The sequence below is a fragment of the Paludibacillus litoralis genome (assembly GCF_037646705.1).
Taxonomy (GTDB): Bacteria; Pseudomonadota; Alphaproteobacteria; order Rhodobacterales; family Rhodobacteraceae; genus Pikeienuella; species Pikeienuella litoralis.
On record NZ_JBBHER010000001.1, the window covers coordinates 202,257 to 218,104 of the forward strand.

General features: G+C 67.3%; 14 protein-coding genes. 6 read left to right on the top strand and 8 right to left on the bottom strand.

The genetic code is table 11. The features are described 5' to 3' along the window. Window positions 1-22: 22 nt before the first annotated feature. Genes WG921_RS00915 through WG921_RS00930 form a run of 4 tightly spaced genes read left to right on the top strand, consistent with a single transcriptional unit; the run spans window position 23 to window position 5,009 of the window. Window positions 23-1,336, top strand: a complete 1,314-nt coding sequence (locus tag WG921_RS00915) for a flagellar hook protein FlgE (protein WP_340107284.1) — start codon at window positions 23-25, stop codon at window positions 1,334-1,336. 55 nt (window positions 1,337-1,391) lie between these two features. Continuing rightward, the gene (gene flgK / locus WG921_RS00920; protein ID WP_340107285.1) at window positions 1,392-2,858 is read left to right on the top strand and encodes a flagellar hook-associated protein FlgK; all 1,467 of its coding nucleotides are present in this window, start codon (window positions 1,392-1,394) and stop codon (window positions 2,856-2,858) included. Between the two features lie 28 nt (window positions 2,859-2,886). Beyond that, on the top strand, window positions 2,887-3,897 hold the full coding sequence (locus WG921_RS00925) for a hypothetical protein (protein WP_340107286.1): 1,011 nt from the start codon (window positions 2,887-2,889) through the stop codon (window positions 3,895-3,897). After that, complete coding sequence (locus WG921_RS00930; RefSeq protein WP_340107287.1) at window positions 3,894-5,009, top strand: flagellar basal body P-ring protein FlgI; 1,116 nt, start codon at window positions 3,894-3,896, stop codon at window positions 5,007-5,009. The genes WG921_RS00925 and WG921_RS00930 overlap by 4 nt, the downstream gene beginning before the upstream one ends. Window positions 5,010-5,312: 303 nt before the next feature. Here the strand turns inward: WG921_RS00930 and WG921_RS00935 are convergent, their stop codons facing one another. The 6 genes from WG921_RS00935 to aroQ all read right to left on the bottom strand — a co-directional run bounded on the left by WG921_RS00935 (window position 5,313) and on the right by aroQ (window position 10,353). Beyond that, window positions 5,313-6,419, bottom strand: a complete 1,107-nt coding sequence (locus WG921_RS00935) for a FliG C-terminal domain-containing protein (protein WP_340107288.1) — start codon at window positions 6,417-6,419, stop codon at window positions 5,313-5,315. Further along, window positions 6,416-7,168 (bottom strand): flagellar type III secretion system pore protein FliP, encoded by a 753-nt coding sequence (gene fliP, locus WG921_RS00940; RefSeq protein WP_340107289.1) that lies wholly within the window; start codon window positions 7,166-7,168, stop codon window positions 6,416-6,418. Before fliP ends, WG921_RS00935 begins: the two co-directional genes overlap by 4 nt. 11 nt (window positions 7,169-7,179) lie before the next feature. Next, window positions 7,180-7,560, bottom strand: a complete 381-nt coding sequence (locus tag WG921_RS00945; RefSeq protein WP_413788549.1) for a FliM/FliN family flagellar motor switch protein — start codon at window positions 7,558-7,560, stop codon at window positions 7,180-7,182. After that, window positions 7,557-8,186: a hypothetical protein gene (locus tag WG921_RS00950; protein WP_340107290.1), complete on the bottom strand. Its 630-nt coding sequence runs from the start codon at window positions 8,184-8,186 to the stop codon at window positions 7,557-7,559. The genes WG921_RS00945 and WG921_RS00950 overlap by 4 nt, the downstream gene beginning before the upstream one ends. Beyond that, complete coding sequence (fliF, locus tag WG921_RS00955; protein ID WP_340107291.1) at window positions 8,183-9,751, bottom strand: flagellar basal-body MS-ring/collar protein FliF; 1,569 nt, start codon at window positions 9,749-9,751, stop codon at window positions 8,183-8,185. The genes WG921_RS00950 and fliF overlap by 4 nt, the downstream gene beginning before the upstream one ends. Window positions 9,752-9,900: 149 nt before the next feature. After that, window positions 9,901-10,353: a type II 3-dehydroquinate dehydratase gene (gene aroQ, locus WG921_RS00960; RefSeq protein ID WP_340107292.1), complete on the bottom strand. Its 453-nt coding sequence runs from the start codon at window positions 10,351-10,353 to the stop codon at window positions 9,901-9,903. 212 nt (window positions 10,354-10,565) lie between these two features. Here aroQ and WG921_RS00965 point away from each other — a divergent pair, with 212 nt between their 5' ends. Beyond that, the gene (locus WG921_RS00965) at window positions 10,566-11,516 is read left to right on the top strand and encodes a zinc ABC transporter substrate-binding protein (protein WP_340107293.1); all 951 of its coding nucleotides are present in this window, start codon (window positions 10,566-10,568) and stop codon (window positions 11,514-11,516) included. A gap of 13 nt (window positions 11,517-11,529) precedes the next feature. On the opposite strand, the gene WG921_RS00970 is transcribed toward WG921_RS00965, so the two are convergent. After that, complete coding sequence (locus WG921_RS00970; RefSeq protein ID WP_340107322.1) at window positions 11,530-12,432, bottom strand: CobW family GTP-binding protein; 903 nt, start codon at window positions 12,430-12,432, stop codon at window positions 11,530-11,532. Then, window positions 12,420-14,063, bottom strand: coding sequence for an amidohydrolase (locus WG921_RS00975; RefSeq protein WP_340107294.1), 1,644 nt, complete (start codon window positions 14,061-14,063; stop codon window positions 12,420-12,422). Before WG921_RS00975 ends, WG921_RS00970 begins: the two co-directional genes overlap by 13 nt. A gap of 190 nt (window positions 14,064-14,253) precedes the next feature. Here WG921_RS00975 and WG921_RS00980 point away from each other — a divergent pair, with 190 nt between their 5' ends. Then, the gene (locus tag WG921_RS00980) at window positions 14,254-15,825 is read left to right on the top strand and encodes an ABC transporter substrate-binding protein (protein ID WP_340107295.1); all 1,572 of its coding nucleotides are present in this window, start codon (window positions 14,254-14,256) and stop codon (window positions 15,823-15,825) included. The last annotated feature ends 23 nt before the right edge of the window (window positions 15,826-15,848 follow it).

Here is a 15,848-nt window from a genome sequence, read left to right on the forward strand (position 1 = left end):
CTTCATCGAAGAAGGAACGGCGATGACGCTTTCATCCTCACTGAACGCCGGCGTAGCCGGGCTCAACGTGAATTCGAGCAAGCTGGGCACGATCTCCGACAATATCGCGAATTCGCAGACCGCGGGCTACAAACGGGCCGACACGCAGTTCTCTTCGCTTGTCGTCACCGAATCGGGGGGCGGCAAATATGCGGCGGGGGGCGTTCGGGCGACGTCCTTTCGTCAGGTGGACGCGCGCGGCGGGCTGATCACGTCGGAGAACCCCACCGACCTCGCCATCGGCGGACGGGGGCTTCTGCCGGTGACGCCGGTCTCTTCGCTGAACAGCGCGGATGGCGCGCTTCCGGTGCAGTTCGTCACCACCGGCTCGTTCCGGCCGGATGAGAACGGCGTCCTGACCTCCGCGTCGGGGCAGGTTCTTCTCGGGTGGCCGGCGGACCGCGACGGCACGATCCTGGCCTTCCCGCGCGACAACACCAATGGGCTGGAGCCGGTGCAGATCAGCAACGGCGCGCTGGTCGGCTCGCCGACCTCGAAGATCGGGCTCGGCGTCAATCTGCCGGCGCAGGAGAGCCGGGCCGGCGCGAGCGGCGCGGCGCTCCCGCTGTCGATCGAGTATTTCGACAATCTGAGCGCGACGCAGTCGCTCGATTTCACCTTCACGCCGACGATCCCGCCGACGGGCGCCTCGAACCAATGGACGGTCGAGATCAGCGACTCGCAGAGCGATCCCCTCTCGAATCCTATCGAGAGCTTCCTCGTCGATTTTGACACCACGTTCGCCGCGGGCGGGTCTATCGATAATGTCGCCACCCTGACCGGTACTGGAACCTATGACTCAAATACGGGGATTTACAGCTTCATGACCGGAGGCGGGCCGATCGAACTGGATATCGGCAAGCCGGGCGGCAATTCGGGGCTGACGCAGCTCGCGTCCGAATTCGGCCCCACCGGCATAACCAAGGACGGGTCCACAGCAGGGTCTCTTTCCAGCATCGACGTCGATGAGAACGGTTTCGTTCGCGGCGTGTTCGAAGGCGGTTTCGTCCGCACGCTTTATCAGGTCCCGGTCGCCGACTTCCCCAATCTGAACGGAATGCGCGCGACCGACGGCCAGGCGTTCCTCGCCTCTCCGGATAGCGGCGCGATGTTCCTCTGGGACGCGGGGGATGGCCCGACCGGCGCCGTGGTCAGTTTCGCGCAGGAGGGGTCGACCTCGGACATCGCCGCGGAGCTCACCTCGCTCATCACCACGCAGCGCGCCTATTCGTCCAACGCGACGGTGATCCGGACGGTCGACGAGATGTTGCAGGAAACCACGAATATCAAACGCTGAGGCGCGGGCCGAGCCAGACTGACGGCGGTGGTCCGCTCATGGGAAGGATAAAACGATGACCCTCTCTCTGGCCCTGTCCAACGCCGTCAGCGGCATTCGCGCGACGACGCTGCAGACAGAGCTGATTTCGAACAACATCTCCAATGCGCTGACCGAGGGCTATGGCAGGCGCGAGGCCGCGCTTTCCGTCGCGGCGGTCGGCGGGGTGGGGGGCGGCGTTCGAACCGACGCCGTCGTCCGGGCGTCCGCGCCCGGGGTGCAGGCGGCGTTCCGGATCTCCGCCGCCGGCGCCGGCGACGCCGACGCGCGCGCGGCGGCGATGGCGCGGATCGCGGATGCGGTTGGCGAGCCAGGCGAGGTCGGGGCGTTGGCGACGGCGGCCGACCGGCTCGACTCGGCCATCGCCGCCGCCGCCGACACGCCTGAAAGCGGCGCGCTTCTGGCCGATGTGGTCTTCGCCTCGAACGGCTACGCCGCGGCGATCAACCGGATCGCGGCCGAGACGATGGCGCTCCGCACCGAGGCGGACAGCTCGATCGCCTCGCAGGTGCGCACGCTCAACGACACGCTGACCAAGGTCCAGTCCCTGAACGCGGAGATAAAGGGGCGCTCCATCGGCGGCGGCGACATTTCCGCGCTGGAGGATCAGCGCGACCGGCTGATCAGGAACGTCTCCGGGATGATCCCGATCAAGGTCGTGCCGCGGGAGTTCGGAACGGTCGCGCTCTTTGCGAAGAACGGCGCGCAGCTTCTGGACGGAAAGGTGTTCGAGCTGGGCTTTGAGCCGACCGCGCTGGTGACCCCGGAGAAGTCCCTGGGGAACGGCGCGCTGTCAGGCCTGACGATCAACGGCATTCCGGTCCCGATCGGCTCCGGCAATGGGCGGGGGCTGCTCGATGGCGGCTCGCTCAGCGCGACCTTCGAGCTCCGCGACAACGTGATCCCGGAGATTTCCGCGACTCTCGACGATCTCGCGGCGGATCTCATCACCCGGACGCAAGGCCTCGCCGCGGACCCGACGCTCGGGCCGGGGGACGCCGGGCTCTTCACCGATGACGGCGCCGCGTTCGACCCGGCGGATCTCGTAGGCGTTTCCCTCCGGCTCTCGATCAATCCCGAGGTCGATCCGGCGGAGAACGGCGAGGTCTTTCGGATCCGCGACGGCATTGGCGCGGCGACGCCCGGCGATGTCGGCGCCTCCGGCGTTCTTCGCGGGCTTCAGGATGCGCTTGGCGGCCTTGTCGCCGCGCCGGCGGGATCCGGGATCACCGGGCGGCGCGACGCGGCGGGATTCGCGATGGAGTTCAGCGGCTCCGCCCTTTCGGCCGCTTCGGCGGCGGATGGCGAAGCCGCGTTCCTGCGCGGCCAGAACGATGAGCTCAGCGATGCGCTCGTCGCCCGGACCGGCGTCGACTCCGATCAGGAGCTGGCGCGCCTTCTGGTGGTCGAGCAGGCGTTCGCCGCAAACGCGCGCGTCGTGCAGGTTGTCGATGACCTTCTCGAAATTCTGACCAGACTCTGACCGTCCTGATTCCGAAGGGAACGAGCGCATGAATGTCACTGGAAGCCCCGATCTGGTGTCGCACAGCCGGGTCACCCGCACTCTGGCCCAGGTCCAGAAGGACTTCACGCGGGTCTCGGAGGAATTGACCACCGGCGTGAAGTCCGACGTGGTGGCGGCGACGGGCGGCGACCCGGCGCAGCTTTACGCGTTGGAGCGGAATATCGCGCTGAACGAGAAGCAAGGCATTGTGATCGAACTCGCGATCAGCCGCTCAAGCGTCACGCAAGACGTGCTCGAGCGGCTGGAGGCGGCGACCGGAGCGGTCGGCGTCCGGCTGGCGGCGGCGGTGTCGATCGGCGATCTGCGCGGCGCGGAGATCGAGGCGGGACGGGCGCGGGGCGCCTTCGAAGAGGCGGTCTCGGCGCTCAACAGCCGGTTCGGCGAGCGCTCCCTGTTCGCGGGCGCGGCGACGGATGGGCCGGCGCTCGCGCCCGCGGACGCCATCCTCGCGGAGATCAAGGCGCGGGTCGCGCCCGCGGCGACCGCGGCTGACGCGATTGCGGCGGTCGAAGACTATTTCTCCGACCCGGCCGGGTTTGCGGCGACAGGGTATCTCGGGTCGACCACGGACGCCTCGGCCGCGGAAATCGCGCCGGGTCAGCGGATCGATTTCGCGGTGCGCGCCGATCAGGCGGAGGTCGTCGCGGCGCTCAGCGCGCTCGCGATTGGCGTCATCGGCGCCGAAGGCGGGTTCGCCGGAGCGACTCAGGCCGCCCGGCTGGAGGTCATGGGAGGGGCCGCCACGCGCGGGCTCGCCGCGAGCGACGGCGTCGTCGCGCTTCGGGCCAGGACCGGCGTCGCGGAGGAGCAGCTCGACATCGCGAAGGTTCGCACCGAATCCGAGCGCACCTTTCTGCAGATCGCGCGCAATCGGGTGATCGCCAGCGATCCTTTTGAGGCTGGCGTCGCGTTCAATGCGCTGGAGACCCAATTGCAGACGATCTTCTCGGTGACGGCGCGGCTCTCTTCGCTCAACCTCGCGAGCTACCTGCGATGATCCGCCTCGGGCCGATATGGGCGGCCGCCGCATTCATCGCCGCCGCCCTTCTGGCGTCCCCGGCCGTGAACGCGGATGTGAGGATCAAGGATCTGGTCGAATTCGACGGGGTGCGCGGCAACGATCTCGTCGGCTACGGGCTTGTCGTCGGCCTGCCGGGAACCGGGGACGGGATCCGCAATTCGCCGTTCACCGAGGAGGCGCTGGCGAATCTGCTGGAGCGGCTCGGCATCAATGTGAACGGTGAGCAGTTCCGGCCGAAAAACGTGGCGGCGGTGCTGGTGACGGCGGAATTGCCGCCTTTCGCGCGGGCGGGGCGCCGGATCGACGTTTCCGTCTCGGCGATCGGCGACGCGAAATCGCTGCGGGGAGGCACGCTGATCATGACGCCGCTGAACGCGGCTGACGGCAGCATCTACGCCGTGGCCCAGGGGCCGGTGCTGGCGGGCGGCGTCACCGTGGAGGGGGACGCCGCCTCGATCACGCGCGGCGTGCCCACCGGCGGCGTAATCCCGGACGGCGCGCGCGTCGAGCTCGAGATCGGCTTCGAGCTCGCGTCGCTTGACGATCTTCGGCTCGCGCTCCGCGACCCGGATTTCACCACCGCCTCGCGTATCGCCAAGGCGATCAATCGCGGCCTTGGAGGCAATGTCGCGCGCATGCTGGATTCGGGCACGGTGATCATCGATTCATCGCAAATCGCGATTGCGGGCGCGGCGGAGACCATCGCCCGGATCGAGAATCTCCGCGTCGACAAGCAACAGAAGGCGCGGGTGGTGATCGATCAGCGTTCGGGCACGGTCGTCCTCGGAGACGACGTGCGCATCAGCCGCGTCGCCATTTCTCAGGGCGATCTGACGCTCCGCGTCCGCGAAACCCCGGTGGTCTCGCAGCCGAGCCCGTTCGGAGACGGCGAGACGGTGGTGGTGCCGCGCACCGAAGTCGGGATCGAGGAGCGGGTCGACCAGGTGGCGCTCATCCCGGAATCGGTCTCGCTCGCCAATCTGGTGGTCGGGCTGAACGCGCTCGGCGTCTCCACCCGGCAGATGATCGATATCCTGAGCGCGGTGAAGGCCGCGGGCGCGCTGAACGCGGAGTTCGTGCTGCAGTAGCTCTGATAGGCGCCGGCGGCGGGCGATGGACACAGGGGGCGCTTCGGCGTCCCCTTCGCCGTTCTGCGTTCTGGCTGCGTTCTGGGCGAGAACGGCGCCCAATGGCGAGCCGGGCGCCCGCGCGCCTTCTTCGACTGGAGGGCTGGCGCGGGCGTCCGGCTGATGTTCCGAAGGAACCGGCTTTCGCGAGGGAGCGCGCCGGGAGGCGGGGCCGACGAGTTTCAGCGTGTCAGCGCCGGAGATCGGCGCGGCGGGGGCGGAGACGGGATGGCGCTGCGCCGCTCCCGTTCATCCGGTCCCGCGTCACTCTTCGGCGGTCTCCGTGACGATCATCTTGAGCGCGCCGGCGTTGCGAAGGTTGATGATCGCGGCGACGATTTCGGCCTGCGCCTCCTCACCCTCTCTTCGGGTGGCCGCCGGCAGCGCCTCCAGATCTTCGCGCAGCCGCTCGGCCAGCCTCTTGGAGACGTTGTCCAGGATGAATTCGGTTGTGCGCCGGGTGCGCTCGCCGCCCGATTTGAGGGCGCGGAGCAGCACCGCCTCGTCCACGGTCTTGGTGATCAGGCTGACATCGCGCGGATTGATCCGGTCGGCGATGTGCTCGAATGTGAACATCACCTTCCGCACCGCTTCGGCGAGCGACGGCGCGGCGCTCTCCATCGCCTCCAGCAGACGGTCGCGAACCGGGCCCGAGACGTGGTTCATCACGCCCGCGATCAGATCCGCCGGCTCCTGCCTGCCGCCGCGCGAGAGCGCCGTGGGCAGGAAATCGCGGGCGATGACCTCGCCGATGCGCGCCGCGACAGCGGGATCGGCGGCCGCGGCCGGGCCCATGCGGATGACGATATCCTCCGCCTCGGATTGCTCGAAGCGCTCCAGCACTTTCGCGGCCTTCTCCGAGGTCAGCCGTGAGAGCGCGATGGCGGCGACCTGCGGGTGCTCCGATTTGAGCCACGCGGCGATGCGCGCGTCGCTGATGTCGCCAAGCAGGCTCCAGACCGTGCGCCCGGCGACGTCGAGGTCGCTCATGATCTGGTTGACCTGGTTCTTGTCCAGAACTTCGGCCAGGAAGCGCCGCGCCTCGGCCGCGCCGCCGCCGACGGAGCGGGTGTCTTCGATCTTGTGCAGGAACTCGGCGATGACGCGCTCGACCACGTCCGCCGGCACCTCGCGAAGGTTGCTGACCGTGCGCGCGAAGCGTCTGAGCCGCGCTTCGCCGAGGCCGGCGAGAAGCCGGGATGCGACTTCGGGGCCAAGCGCGACCAGAACGATGGCGGCTTTCTCCGCCGGCTCGAGCTGCTCCGCGCGATAGAGCCCCTGCCGCCCGGTCGTGGTCGTCAGCGCGCCTTCGGACGTCTTGGCGACGCTTGTGGGCGCAACCGGCGCGAGCGCCGTTTCCGTATCGGTCATGTTCCGTACCCTCTGACAAGCGCGCCAGCCAGCAGCGTCCAGCCGTCGGCGAGCACGAAAAAGGCGAGTTTGAACGGCAATGAGACAATCGCCGGCGGCACCATCATCATCCCCATCGCCATCAGGATCGAAGCGACGACGAGGTCGATGATGAGAAACGGGATGAAGATGAGAAAGCCGATCTCGAACGCGCGCTTGACTTCGCTGAGAAGAAAGCTCGGCACGAGAAGCGAGAGCGGCGTCGCGGCGTCCGGGTCGGGAGGGCCGGCGTCGACCGCGGCCGCCTGCGGCGCCGCTTCGCGCAGCGCCTCGATCGTGTTCGGGTCGACCCGCCCCTCCATGAAGACGCGGAAGGGGGCCATCGTCTCGCTGAAGGCGGCCTCCGCGGTGATCTCGCCGGCCAGAAGCGGCTGGACGCCCTGCTCCCATGCGACGTTGAAGACCGGGGCCATGACGAAATAGGTCAGAAACAGCGCGAGGCTGACGATCATCATGTTCGGCGGCGCCTGTTGCACGCCGACCGCCTGACGCAGGATCGAGAGCACGGTGACCATGAATGGAAAGCAGGTGATCATGATCGCGATGCCAGGCGCGAGGCTGAGAACCGTCAACAGCATGAAGAGCTGGACGATCTGAAGCGTCAACGCGCCTTCGCCGCCAAGATCGATGCTGACGGCCTGCGCCGAGGCGTCGCTCGCGAAGCCGAAAACGGCGGCGAGGGTGAGCGCGACGGCGATCCGGCGAAGCATGATCACCGGGTTCAGAGCGATTGCGAGAGATCGGCGACTTCGGTGAGCCGAACGCCGAGACGTCCGGTCTCGCCGTCGATTTCCTGCAATTCGCCGCGGGCGATGACGCGGTCGCCGATCAGGATCTCCACCGGATCCTCGATCTTGCTGTCAAGTTCGAGCACGCTGTCGCGGCGCAGCCCGACAAGCTCGCTCAGGAGCGGGCGCGCCTTTCCGACGGAGATGATGACCTCGATCGGAACGCTGAGAACCGCCTTGCGCCGCCTGTCGGGGGCCGTCTCCGGCGCGTTGGGGTCCGCGACGGGAATGAGGCCGCCGACCTGCGGCGCGAATGAGGCGGTCCCGTCGTCTCCGGCGGCTTTCGTTGCGGTTTGCGTGGGGGCGTCGGTCATCGATCTTGCTCCGGTTCTTCTGTCTCTTGGTGCGGGGCGGCGGCGATATGGGCGTCGAGGACGGTGAGCGCGCGTTCGATCGCGGCCCCGGTGTCGACAAGGTCGAAGCCATCGCTCCAGCGAATGCGCGCTTCGGTCTCGCGCAGACCGGCGTTGGCGGAGATTTCGGCGTCGGCGCCGCGCCGCCCGATGGCGGCCGCGATCTGCTCGACCTTGTCGGGCGCCACCTCGATGAGAAGTCTGGATTCCGGCGCCGCGGCGAAGGCGGCGTCGAGGGCGGCGACGATCTCGGGGGCCAGATTGAAATCCGCGAGGCGCGGCGCGACGGCGCGCAAGAAGACCGAGACGATCGCCGTCGCCTCCGCCGCCGCGCGCCGCGCGTCGGCGGCCCGGTTCGCCCGCATGTCTTCGAGCGCGGCCGCAATGGCGTCGAGCCGCGCCTCAAGCTCGCGCCCGATCCGCGCCTCGGTCTGCGCGACGCCATCGGCGAATCCGTCCGCGCGGGCCCGCCCGCGGACGCGCGCAAGAACGACCTCCGCCACGGCCTCGGGCGTCTTGGTCGCGCGCGCCGGCGCGGCGGCGGAGGCGGTGTTGAAGTCGGTGTATCTGAAAGCGCGCGCGTTCATGCTCCAGCCCCCTGTGTGGATTGATCGTCAAGCCAGAGTCCAAGCAGGCGGATCGCTTCCTCCGGCTTCTCGGCCACCGCGCTTTCAAGCAGCGCGCGGCGGTCGACATTCAACGCCTCGGCGTCGATCATCTCTCCCGAGGGAATGGCGAGCGCCTCGCCCAGCGCGTCGCCGGTCAGGAGAGGATAGTCGTTGTCGCCGGCCGGCTCCGGCCCCGACACCGAGAGAATCGGTCGGACGACGAAGAGCCCCAGCATCAGCGCGACCAGGCCCAGCGTCAGGATCTGGATCAGCGACATCGCGTTCGCGGCCAGAATGTCGATAAATCCGGATTCGGCCACGGCGCCGAGTTGCGGCTGGTCGGTGAACTCCATGCTCTGGATCGTCACCCGGTCGCCGCGCGCTTCGTCGAAGCCGACGGCGTTCTCGACCAGTTCGCGCAGCGCGGCGATCTCCTCCGGCGGGCGGGGCGCCCATTCGCCGTTTTCGCCACGGATGCCGTCGACCATCACCGCGACGGTGATGCGGCTGACGTCTCCGGGCGGGCGTATGGTTTCGCGGACGGTCTCGGAGACCTCGAAATTCACCCGCTCGCGGGTGCGGGCGGCGTCGCGCTTGGAGCTGTCGCCGCCGCCTTCGACATCGCCGTCGGCGAGATTGGAGGCGACGGTCACCGCCCCGGCCTCGCCATTGGAGGAATCGGTGCTCTCCTCCGTATCGGTATGGATCGCGACCCGGCTCGTCGGGTCGAGGAGCCGCTCGCGCAGGGTTTCGCTTTCGCGCTGGGTGGAGAGCGAGACCTCGACGACGGCGGCGCCCGCGCCGACGCGGGCTTCAAGGAGCCGGGTGACGCTTTCCTTCATCTCCTTTTCGCGCGAGGGGCCGTCATTTCCGGCGATTGCTTCGTTCGCGTCGTCGCCCGAGCGCAGGATGACGCCGTGCTCCTGGTCGATCACCGCGACGTTGTGCGTGGAGAGCCCCGAGACTGCGGATGCGACGAGATAGCGGATCGCCTCCGCCTGATTGACGCTGATCGCGCCGTTCGATGTCGAGACCGTCACCGACGCGGTGACCGGTTTCTCCTTCTCGAAGGGGCGCCGTTTGCTCTGCGCGATGTGAACCCGCGCGCGAATGACGCGATGCGACGCGAGGATGGTCCGGGCGAGCTCGCCCTCCTTCGCGCGCCAATAGGCGGCGTCGAACATCTCGGCGGTCGTGCCGAACCCCGAGAGCCCGTCGAGAATTTCGTATCCGGCGGCGCCGGCGGCCGGCAGGCCCTGGCCCGCGAGGGTGATCCGGATGCGGTCCCGCGAATCGGAAGGCACGAAGATCGAATCGCCGCGCACCTCATAGGTGACGCCCTGTCGCTCCAGCCCTTCGATCACGCCGCTCGCCGCGACGCTGTCCAGGCCGGAATAGAGCAGCGCCATCGTCGGGGTGGAGACGATGCGGATGAAAAGCCCAAGCGCGAGGATGAGCGCCGCCGCGCCGACGGCGAGCATGGCTTTGCGCCGAGGCTCCATCGCGCCCCAGGATAATGTCAGTCTGGATAGAATCGTGTTCACGTCGCGATCGTTCCTGTCGCTCGCCGTTCTGGGAGCGGGGGAACGTTGCGCATCAGCAGCCTAATTTTCGGTTATCAGACGCGGTCTCCGGCGATCTTTCTTGCGGCGCCGGCCGGAGTTCACGGAGAAAAATCGACGCGGCGCCGCGCTCAGGCCGGGCGGCGCGGCGAGATGAGCGCGCCAAGGCGCTGGAGCGCGAGAACATAGCCCTGAACGCCGAATCCGGCGATCACCCCGTCGGCCCGGAGCGAGACGTAGGAGTGATGGCGGAACGCCTCGCGTTTATGAACATTGGTGATGTGAATCTCGAACACCGGCGGGTCGAACGCGTTGAGCGCGTCGAGAATCGCGACGGATGTGTGCGTGAAGGCGGCGGGATTGATGACGATGCCGGCGGCCGTCTCTCTCGCTTCGTGGATCCAGTCGATGATCCGATGCTCTGCGTTCGACTGGTGAAAGCGCAGCTCGAGACCGAGCTTGTCGGCCGCCTTTCGGCAGGCGGCCTCGACATCGGCGAGCGTCTCATAGCCGTAGACGTCGGGCTGGCGTTTGCCGAGCAGGTTCAGATTCGGACCGTTGAGGACGAAGACGAGATTGGACATCGGGCGCGTTCCGGTTGGCGTGCGGCCGGCTCTTCCGGCGGAGCCGAGGCGCATGGGGACGATCAGACATCTCTCTCTACCTGGGTTTGCCGTGCGAATACAACGCTCAAGCGCTATCCTTGCCGGCCCTGTCGAGCCAGGGCGACCGGGGGTTGATTGCATTGATATGTGATTGTATAACATCTCAATCATCCATTTTGAAAGCCGCCTCCGTGACGTCATTCACCTCATTCCTGGTTGCGCCGGCCTTTGCGCTGGCGTGCGCCGTCTCCGCTGCGGCCGCGCCGCGCGTCGCCGTTGATATTCCGCCGATCCATTCCCTTGTGGCGCGGGTGATGGTCGGGGTGGGCGCGCCCGCCCTGATCACGCCGCCCGGCGCCACGCCGCACGGGCGCGCGATGAAGCCCTCGGAGGCGGCGGCGCTGGACGGGGCGGATCTCGTCTTCTGGGTGGGGGAGGCGCTTTCACCGGGCCTCGGACGGCTGATCGGGAACCTCAGCCCCGGCGTCGTGGTCAAGCTGATGGAGGCGCAAGGCGTGACGCTGCTGCCCTATCGCGAGGGCGCGGGCTTCGCTGCGCATGGGGCGTCCCGGCATGACGATGGACATGGACATGACCATGACCATGACCATGGGCATGGAGACGGCCGAAATGACCCGCATATCTGGCTGGACCCGGTGAACGGCGAGGCCATCCTCGCCGCCGCCGCGGCCGCTCTCTCCAAGACAGACCCGGAGAACGCCGCGCTTTACGCCGCCAACGCCGCCGCCGGAAAACAGGAGCTTGAGGCGCTCAGGGGAGATATCGACGCGGCGTTGGCCCCGGTCCGGGGGCGCTCGTTCGTCGTCCTTCACGATGCGTTTCACTATTTCGAAGCGCGTTTCGCGTTCGAGGCGGCGGGCGCGCTTTCACCGCCTGACGCGTCCGCGCCGGGGCCGGCCTGGGTTCAGGAGTTCCGCGACCTGATCGGGGCGCGCGGCGTCGTCTGCGCGTTCATCGAGCCGCAGATGAATCCCAAACTGTTGATGGCGGCGGTCGAGGGGACGCCTGCGCGCGTCGGCGTCCTCGATCCGCTGGGCGTCGATCTCGCGCCGGGGCCGGAGCTTTATCCGGCGCTTCTGGGGAATCTGGCCCGAAGCCTCGCCGATTGTCTGGCGGAATAGCCGGCCGGCCGGGTCAGGGCGTCGTGGCGCTGATCCGGCTCCAGTGGCGGGCGAAAGCGTCGGAGTCGAAAAGGGAGGCCAGACCGACCGCGGCGACGCGGGTGGTCGTCTCGTCGATCGACGAGATCTCGAACGTCTTCCCGACCAGGTGCGCCTCGACGGCGCCGCCGCCCGTGAGCGCGACCCGGCCCTTGAAGCGATAAAGGCCGGGCGGAGGCGCGTTCAGAAGCGCCAGCAGCCCGGCCCGGTCCACCCGCCCGCCCGCGCTCGACCAGGAGCGGTAGACGGCGTCGTGATGGTGGGCGCCGCCACCTGGCGCCGGCGTCGCGCCGGCGGCGTCGAGCACGAGATCCGCCGGAATCTCGGCCCGCGGCGCGTCGAGCGCCGGCGCCGACGAATGCTCGCGGATCGCGGCCAGCGCCTCATCCAGCGGCGCGAGGTCCGTCTTCGTGACGAGGATGAGATCGGCGCCCCGGAGCTGCTCCGCTACCTGGCCGCCGATCATCGGGTCGCGGAGGAGCGCGGCGATGTTTGCGGCGTCCGCCATCGCGACGACGCCGCAATAGCGCATCTCCGGCTCGGCATGGGCCGCGGCGGCGATCTTCTGCGGGTCGGCGACGCCGGAGGCTTCGATCAGCAGGCAATCGGGCCGCGGGCGCCGGTCGAGCGCGTCGGAGAGCGCATAGAGAAGCTCGGTCCCCATCGTGCAGCAAATGCAGCCGTTGGAGAGCGTCAGCGTGTCCTCGTCCGCGCTTTCAAGCAGGTCGGCGTCGATGTTCAATTCGCCGAAATCGTTGACCATCACCATCAGCCGCCGCCCGCCGGCGTTGCGAAGGAGATGGTTCACGAGGCTGGTCTTGCCCGAGCCGAGATAGCCCGAGACGACCGTGACGGGGAGGGGGCTCAGTTCAGGAATACCCTGCCTCCGCTCACCACGCCGAGAACGGCGACATCCTTGAGCGCCATCGGCTCCACCGCAGTCGGATCGTCGGCGAGGACGGCGAAATCCGCAATCTTTCCGGCTTCGATCGAGCCGATTTCATGGTCCAGCTTCAGCGTGTAGGCGGCGCCGAGCGTGATCGCATGAAGCGCTTCCGAGACCTCGATCCGCTGCGCCGGGCCGAGGCAGCGCCCCGACATCGTGATCCGGTTGACCGCGCACCAGGCGGTGAAGAGCGGAGCGAGCGGCGTCACCGGCGCGTCCGAATGGATGGCGAGCGGCACGCCCTCGTCCAGCGCGGTGCGGCAGGCGTCCATCCGTCTGGCGCGATCCTCGCCGATGCTTTTTTCGACATGCATGTCGCCGAAATACCAGATGTGATTGGCGAAGAGATTCGCGCAGAGGCCGAGCGCCTTCATCCGCTTGAACAGCGCCCGGTCGAGCATCTGGCCGTGCTGCAGCGTGTGGCGGTGATCGGGCCAGTTGTGCAGCGCGAGCGCCTTCTCGATGGCGTCGATCGCGACGACGGACGCCTCGTCGCCATTGGTGTGGATATGCATCTGCACGCCGGCCTGATGCAGGCTCAGGATCAACTCCTCCGCCTGTTCCGGCGCGATCACCCAGATCCCGTTCGGCGCGCCGTTGACGTGATACGGCCAGCGCAAGCGCGCGGTGTAGCCCTGGATCGAGCCGTCGAGAACCAGCTTCACTCCGCCGAGGCGAAGCATGTCGGTGGCCTTCTCGCGGAGCGCGAGCGCCCGCGGCGCGACCTCCTTCGGCGGCATCATCGCGGCCCCGAGCATCGGCACGATCCGAAGCGGGAAATCCGCGGCGCCGGTGGTGTCGAGAAGGGTGGGAATATCCTTCTCGGGCAATTCGGCGTGAAGATCGGTCATCGTCGTCGTGCCGGTCTGCCGGGCGATGGCGGCGAAGGCGCGGATGCAGTCCGGGCTGGCGGAGAGCGAGCGGAAATCCACGCCGACGCGGCGCATCAGCGGGAACATCGCCGCCATTTCCTGCAATTCGCCGTTCAGCTCCCCGTCAGGGCCTTTCGCGACGCCGACGGCGTTGGTCTCGCGGGTGTAGCCCGCCATCGCGAGCGCAGGGGAGTTCGCGGTCAGGAGATGGAAGTTCGAATGCTGGACGACGATCGGGCGGGTGGCGGAGACCGCGTCGAGATGGCTCCGGTTCAGCCGCTCGACCGGCAGGAAGATCGGGTCGAAGCCCCATGCGAACAGCGGCTTGTCGTCGGGCTCTCCGGCGGCGGACATCGCCGCTTCCGCCTTTTTCAGGCCTTCGATCACCTCTTCGATCGTGGTGAGCCCGGGCCAGAGTTCGCCTTCGGCGTCGAGCCGGTCGTGAAAGCCGACATAGGGGTAATTCCACATCGCGCCCGCCATCAGATGAGCGTGCCCTTCGATGAGGCCGGGCATGAGCACCGCGTTCGCGAAGCGATCGTCATCCACGCCGCCGCCCCACTGCTCGGCGCAATTGGCGCCGCCGACGGCGAGGATCCGGCCGTCCCGGACCGCGACATGCGTCGCCTCGGGGCGATTGGGATCCATGGTGATGATCTTTTTCGCGCGATAGACAATCGTGTCGGACATGTCGGCGTCTCCCTCAGCTTCGAGGCATCTTAACCACATCGTCGTGGGGGCCGATGGCGCCAGTTAACTCGATTCTCCTGGGCCTGTCGATAAAAGGAGTGGACAGGCGATCAACGCGGCTGGTTTGGTGGGCGCATAAGGATGTGGCTGGTTTTGCGGCCGCACAAGACTGCAACAGGGAGTTGATCGGATGAAACTGTCTCGATTTATCGGCGGGCTTGCGATGGCGGCCTCCGTCGCCTTCGCGCCTTCCGGCCAAGCCGAAGAGACTGCGGGCGGCACGCTTATCATCGTCTCGACGCAGGTTCCGCGCCACCTGAACGGCGCGGTCCAGTCCGGCACGGCGACGGCGGTGCCTTCGACGCAGATTTTCGCGTCGCTGCTTCGGTACGACGACGAGTGGAATCCCGAGCCCTATCTCGCGAAAAGCTGGGAGGTCTCGGATGACGGGCTCTCGGCCACCTTCCATCTGGTGGAGGGCGCGACCTTTCATGACGGCGAGCCGATCACCTCTGAGGATGTCGCCTTCTCGATCATGACGATCAAGGAGAACCATCCCTTCAAAACGATGTTCGCGCCGGTGGAGGCGGTGGAGACGCCAGACCCGCTCACCGCGGTCTTCAGGCTCTCGCAGCCGCACCCGGCGCTGCTTCTCGCGCTGTCGCCCGCGCTGGCGCCGATCATTCCCAAACATGTCTTTGACGACGGTCAGGATATGAAAAGCCATCCGATGAACCAGATGCCGGTCGGCTCGGGGCCGTTCATGGTGAAGGAGTTCACGGCGAGCGAGGCCGTGATTCTGGAGAAGAACCCGAATTTCTTCCGCAAGGGCTATCCGAAGCTTGACGAGATCATCATCCGGATCATCAAGGATCCGAGCGCCGTTCTGATCGCGATGGAGAACGGCGAGGCCGACATGTTCCCGTTCGTGAGCAGCTCGACCGGGATCAGGCGCATGAAGGAGGCCGAGCGGATCGCGGTGACCGACCGGGGGTATGAGGGGATCGGCCCGATCAACTGGCTGGCGTTCAACACGCGCAAGGAAAAGCTCTCCGATCCGCGGGTGCGCCAGGCGATCGGCTACGCCGTCGACCGCGAGTTCATCACCAAGGCGCTGATGCGCGGCTACGCCAAGACGCAGAGCAGCCCGATCGTCGAATCCTCGCCGTTCTTCGACCCGATGATCCCGCGCTATGACGTCGATCTCGACAAGGCGAAGGCGCTGCTGGCCGAAGCAGGTTACGGCGACGGGTTCGAACTGATGGTGGATTACCTGCCCGGAGTGGACGAGCAGCAGAAGAATATCGCCGAATATCTGAAGTCGCAGCTGAAGAAGGTCGGAATCGACGTCACCGTCCGCGCCTCCCCCGACTTCCCGACATGGGCGAAGCATCTCTCCAACGATGATTTCGAGATGTCGATGGATGCGGTCTTCAACTGGGGCGACCCGGTGATCGGCGTGCACCGGACCTATCTCTCCACCAATATCGTGCCGGGGGTGATCTGGTCCAACACGCAGGGCTACAAGAACCTGAAGGTCGACGAGATCCTGGACGCCGCGGCGGTGGAGATGGACCTGGAGAAGCGCAAGGCGCTCTACGCCGAGTTTCAGCGGATCGTGGCGGAGGACCTGCCGATCTACTGGATCAATCTGCTGCCCTATCACACCGCCTATGACGATCGGCTCGGCAACCCGCCGATGACGATCTGGGGGCCGATGTCGCCGCTGGACGAAGTCTACTGGAAAGAGCCGAAAGAGTGATCTTCATGCGCCGGCCGGCGATT

Excerpts from the sequence above, each read along its gene's own strand:
- WG921_RS00915 (WP_340107284.1), top strand. The coding sequence starts at position 23 with ATGACGCTTTCATCCTCACTGAACGCCGGCGTAGCCGGGCTCAACGTG.
- flgK (WP_340107285.1), top strand. The coding sequence starts at position 1,392 with ATGACCCTCTCTCTGGCCCTGTCCAACGCCGTCAGCGGCATTCGCGCG.
- WG921_RS00925 (WP_340107286.1), top strand. The coding sequence starts at position 2,887 with ATGAATGTCACTGGAAGCCCCGATCTGGTGTCGCACAGCCGGGTCACC.
- WG921_RS00930 (WP_340107287.1), top strand. The coding sequence starts at position 3,894 with ATGATCCGCCTCGGGCCGATATGGGCGGCCGCCGCATTCATCGCCGCC.
- WG921_RS00935 (WP_340107288.1), bottom strand. The coding sequence starts at position 6,419 with ATGACCGATACGGAAACGGCGCTCGCGCCGGTTGCGCCCACAAGCGTC.
- fliP (WP_340107289.1), bottom strand. The coding sequence starts at position 7,168 with ATGCTTCGCCGGATCGCCGTCGCGCTCACCCTCGCCGCCGTTTTCGGC.
- WG921_RS00945 (WP_413788549.1), bottom strand. The coding sequence starts at position 7,560 with ATGACCGACGCCCCCACGCAAACCGCAACGAAAGCCGCCGGAGACGAC.
- WG921_RS00950 (WP_340107290.1), bottom strand. The coding sequence starts at position 8,186 with ATGAACGCGCGCGCTTTCAGATACACCGACTTCAACACCGCCTCCGCC.
- aroQ (WP_340107292.1), bottom strand. The coding sequence starts at position 10,353 with ATGTCCAATCTCGTCTTCGTCCTCAACGGTCCGAATCTGAACCTGCTC.
- WG921_RS00975 (WP_340107294.1), bottom strand. The coding sequence starts at position 14,063 with ATGTCCGACACGATTGTCTATCGCGCGAAAAAGATCATCACCATGGAT.
- WG921_RS00980 (WP_340107295.1), top strand. The coding sequence starts at position 14,254 with ATGAAACTGTCTCGATTTATCGGCGGGCTTGCGATGGCGGCCTCCGTC.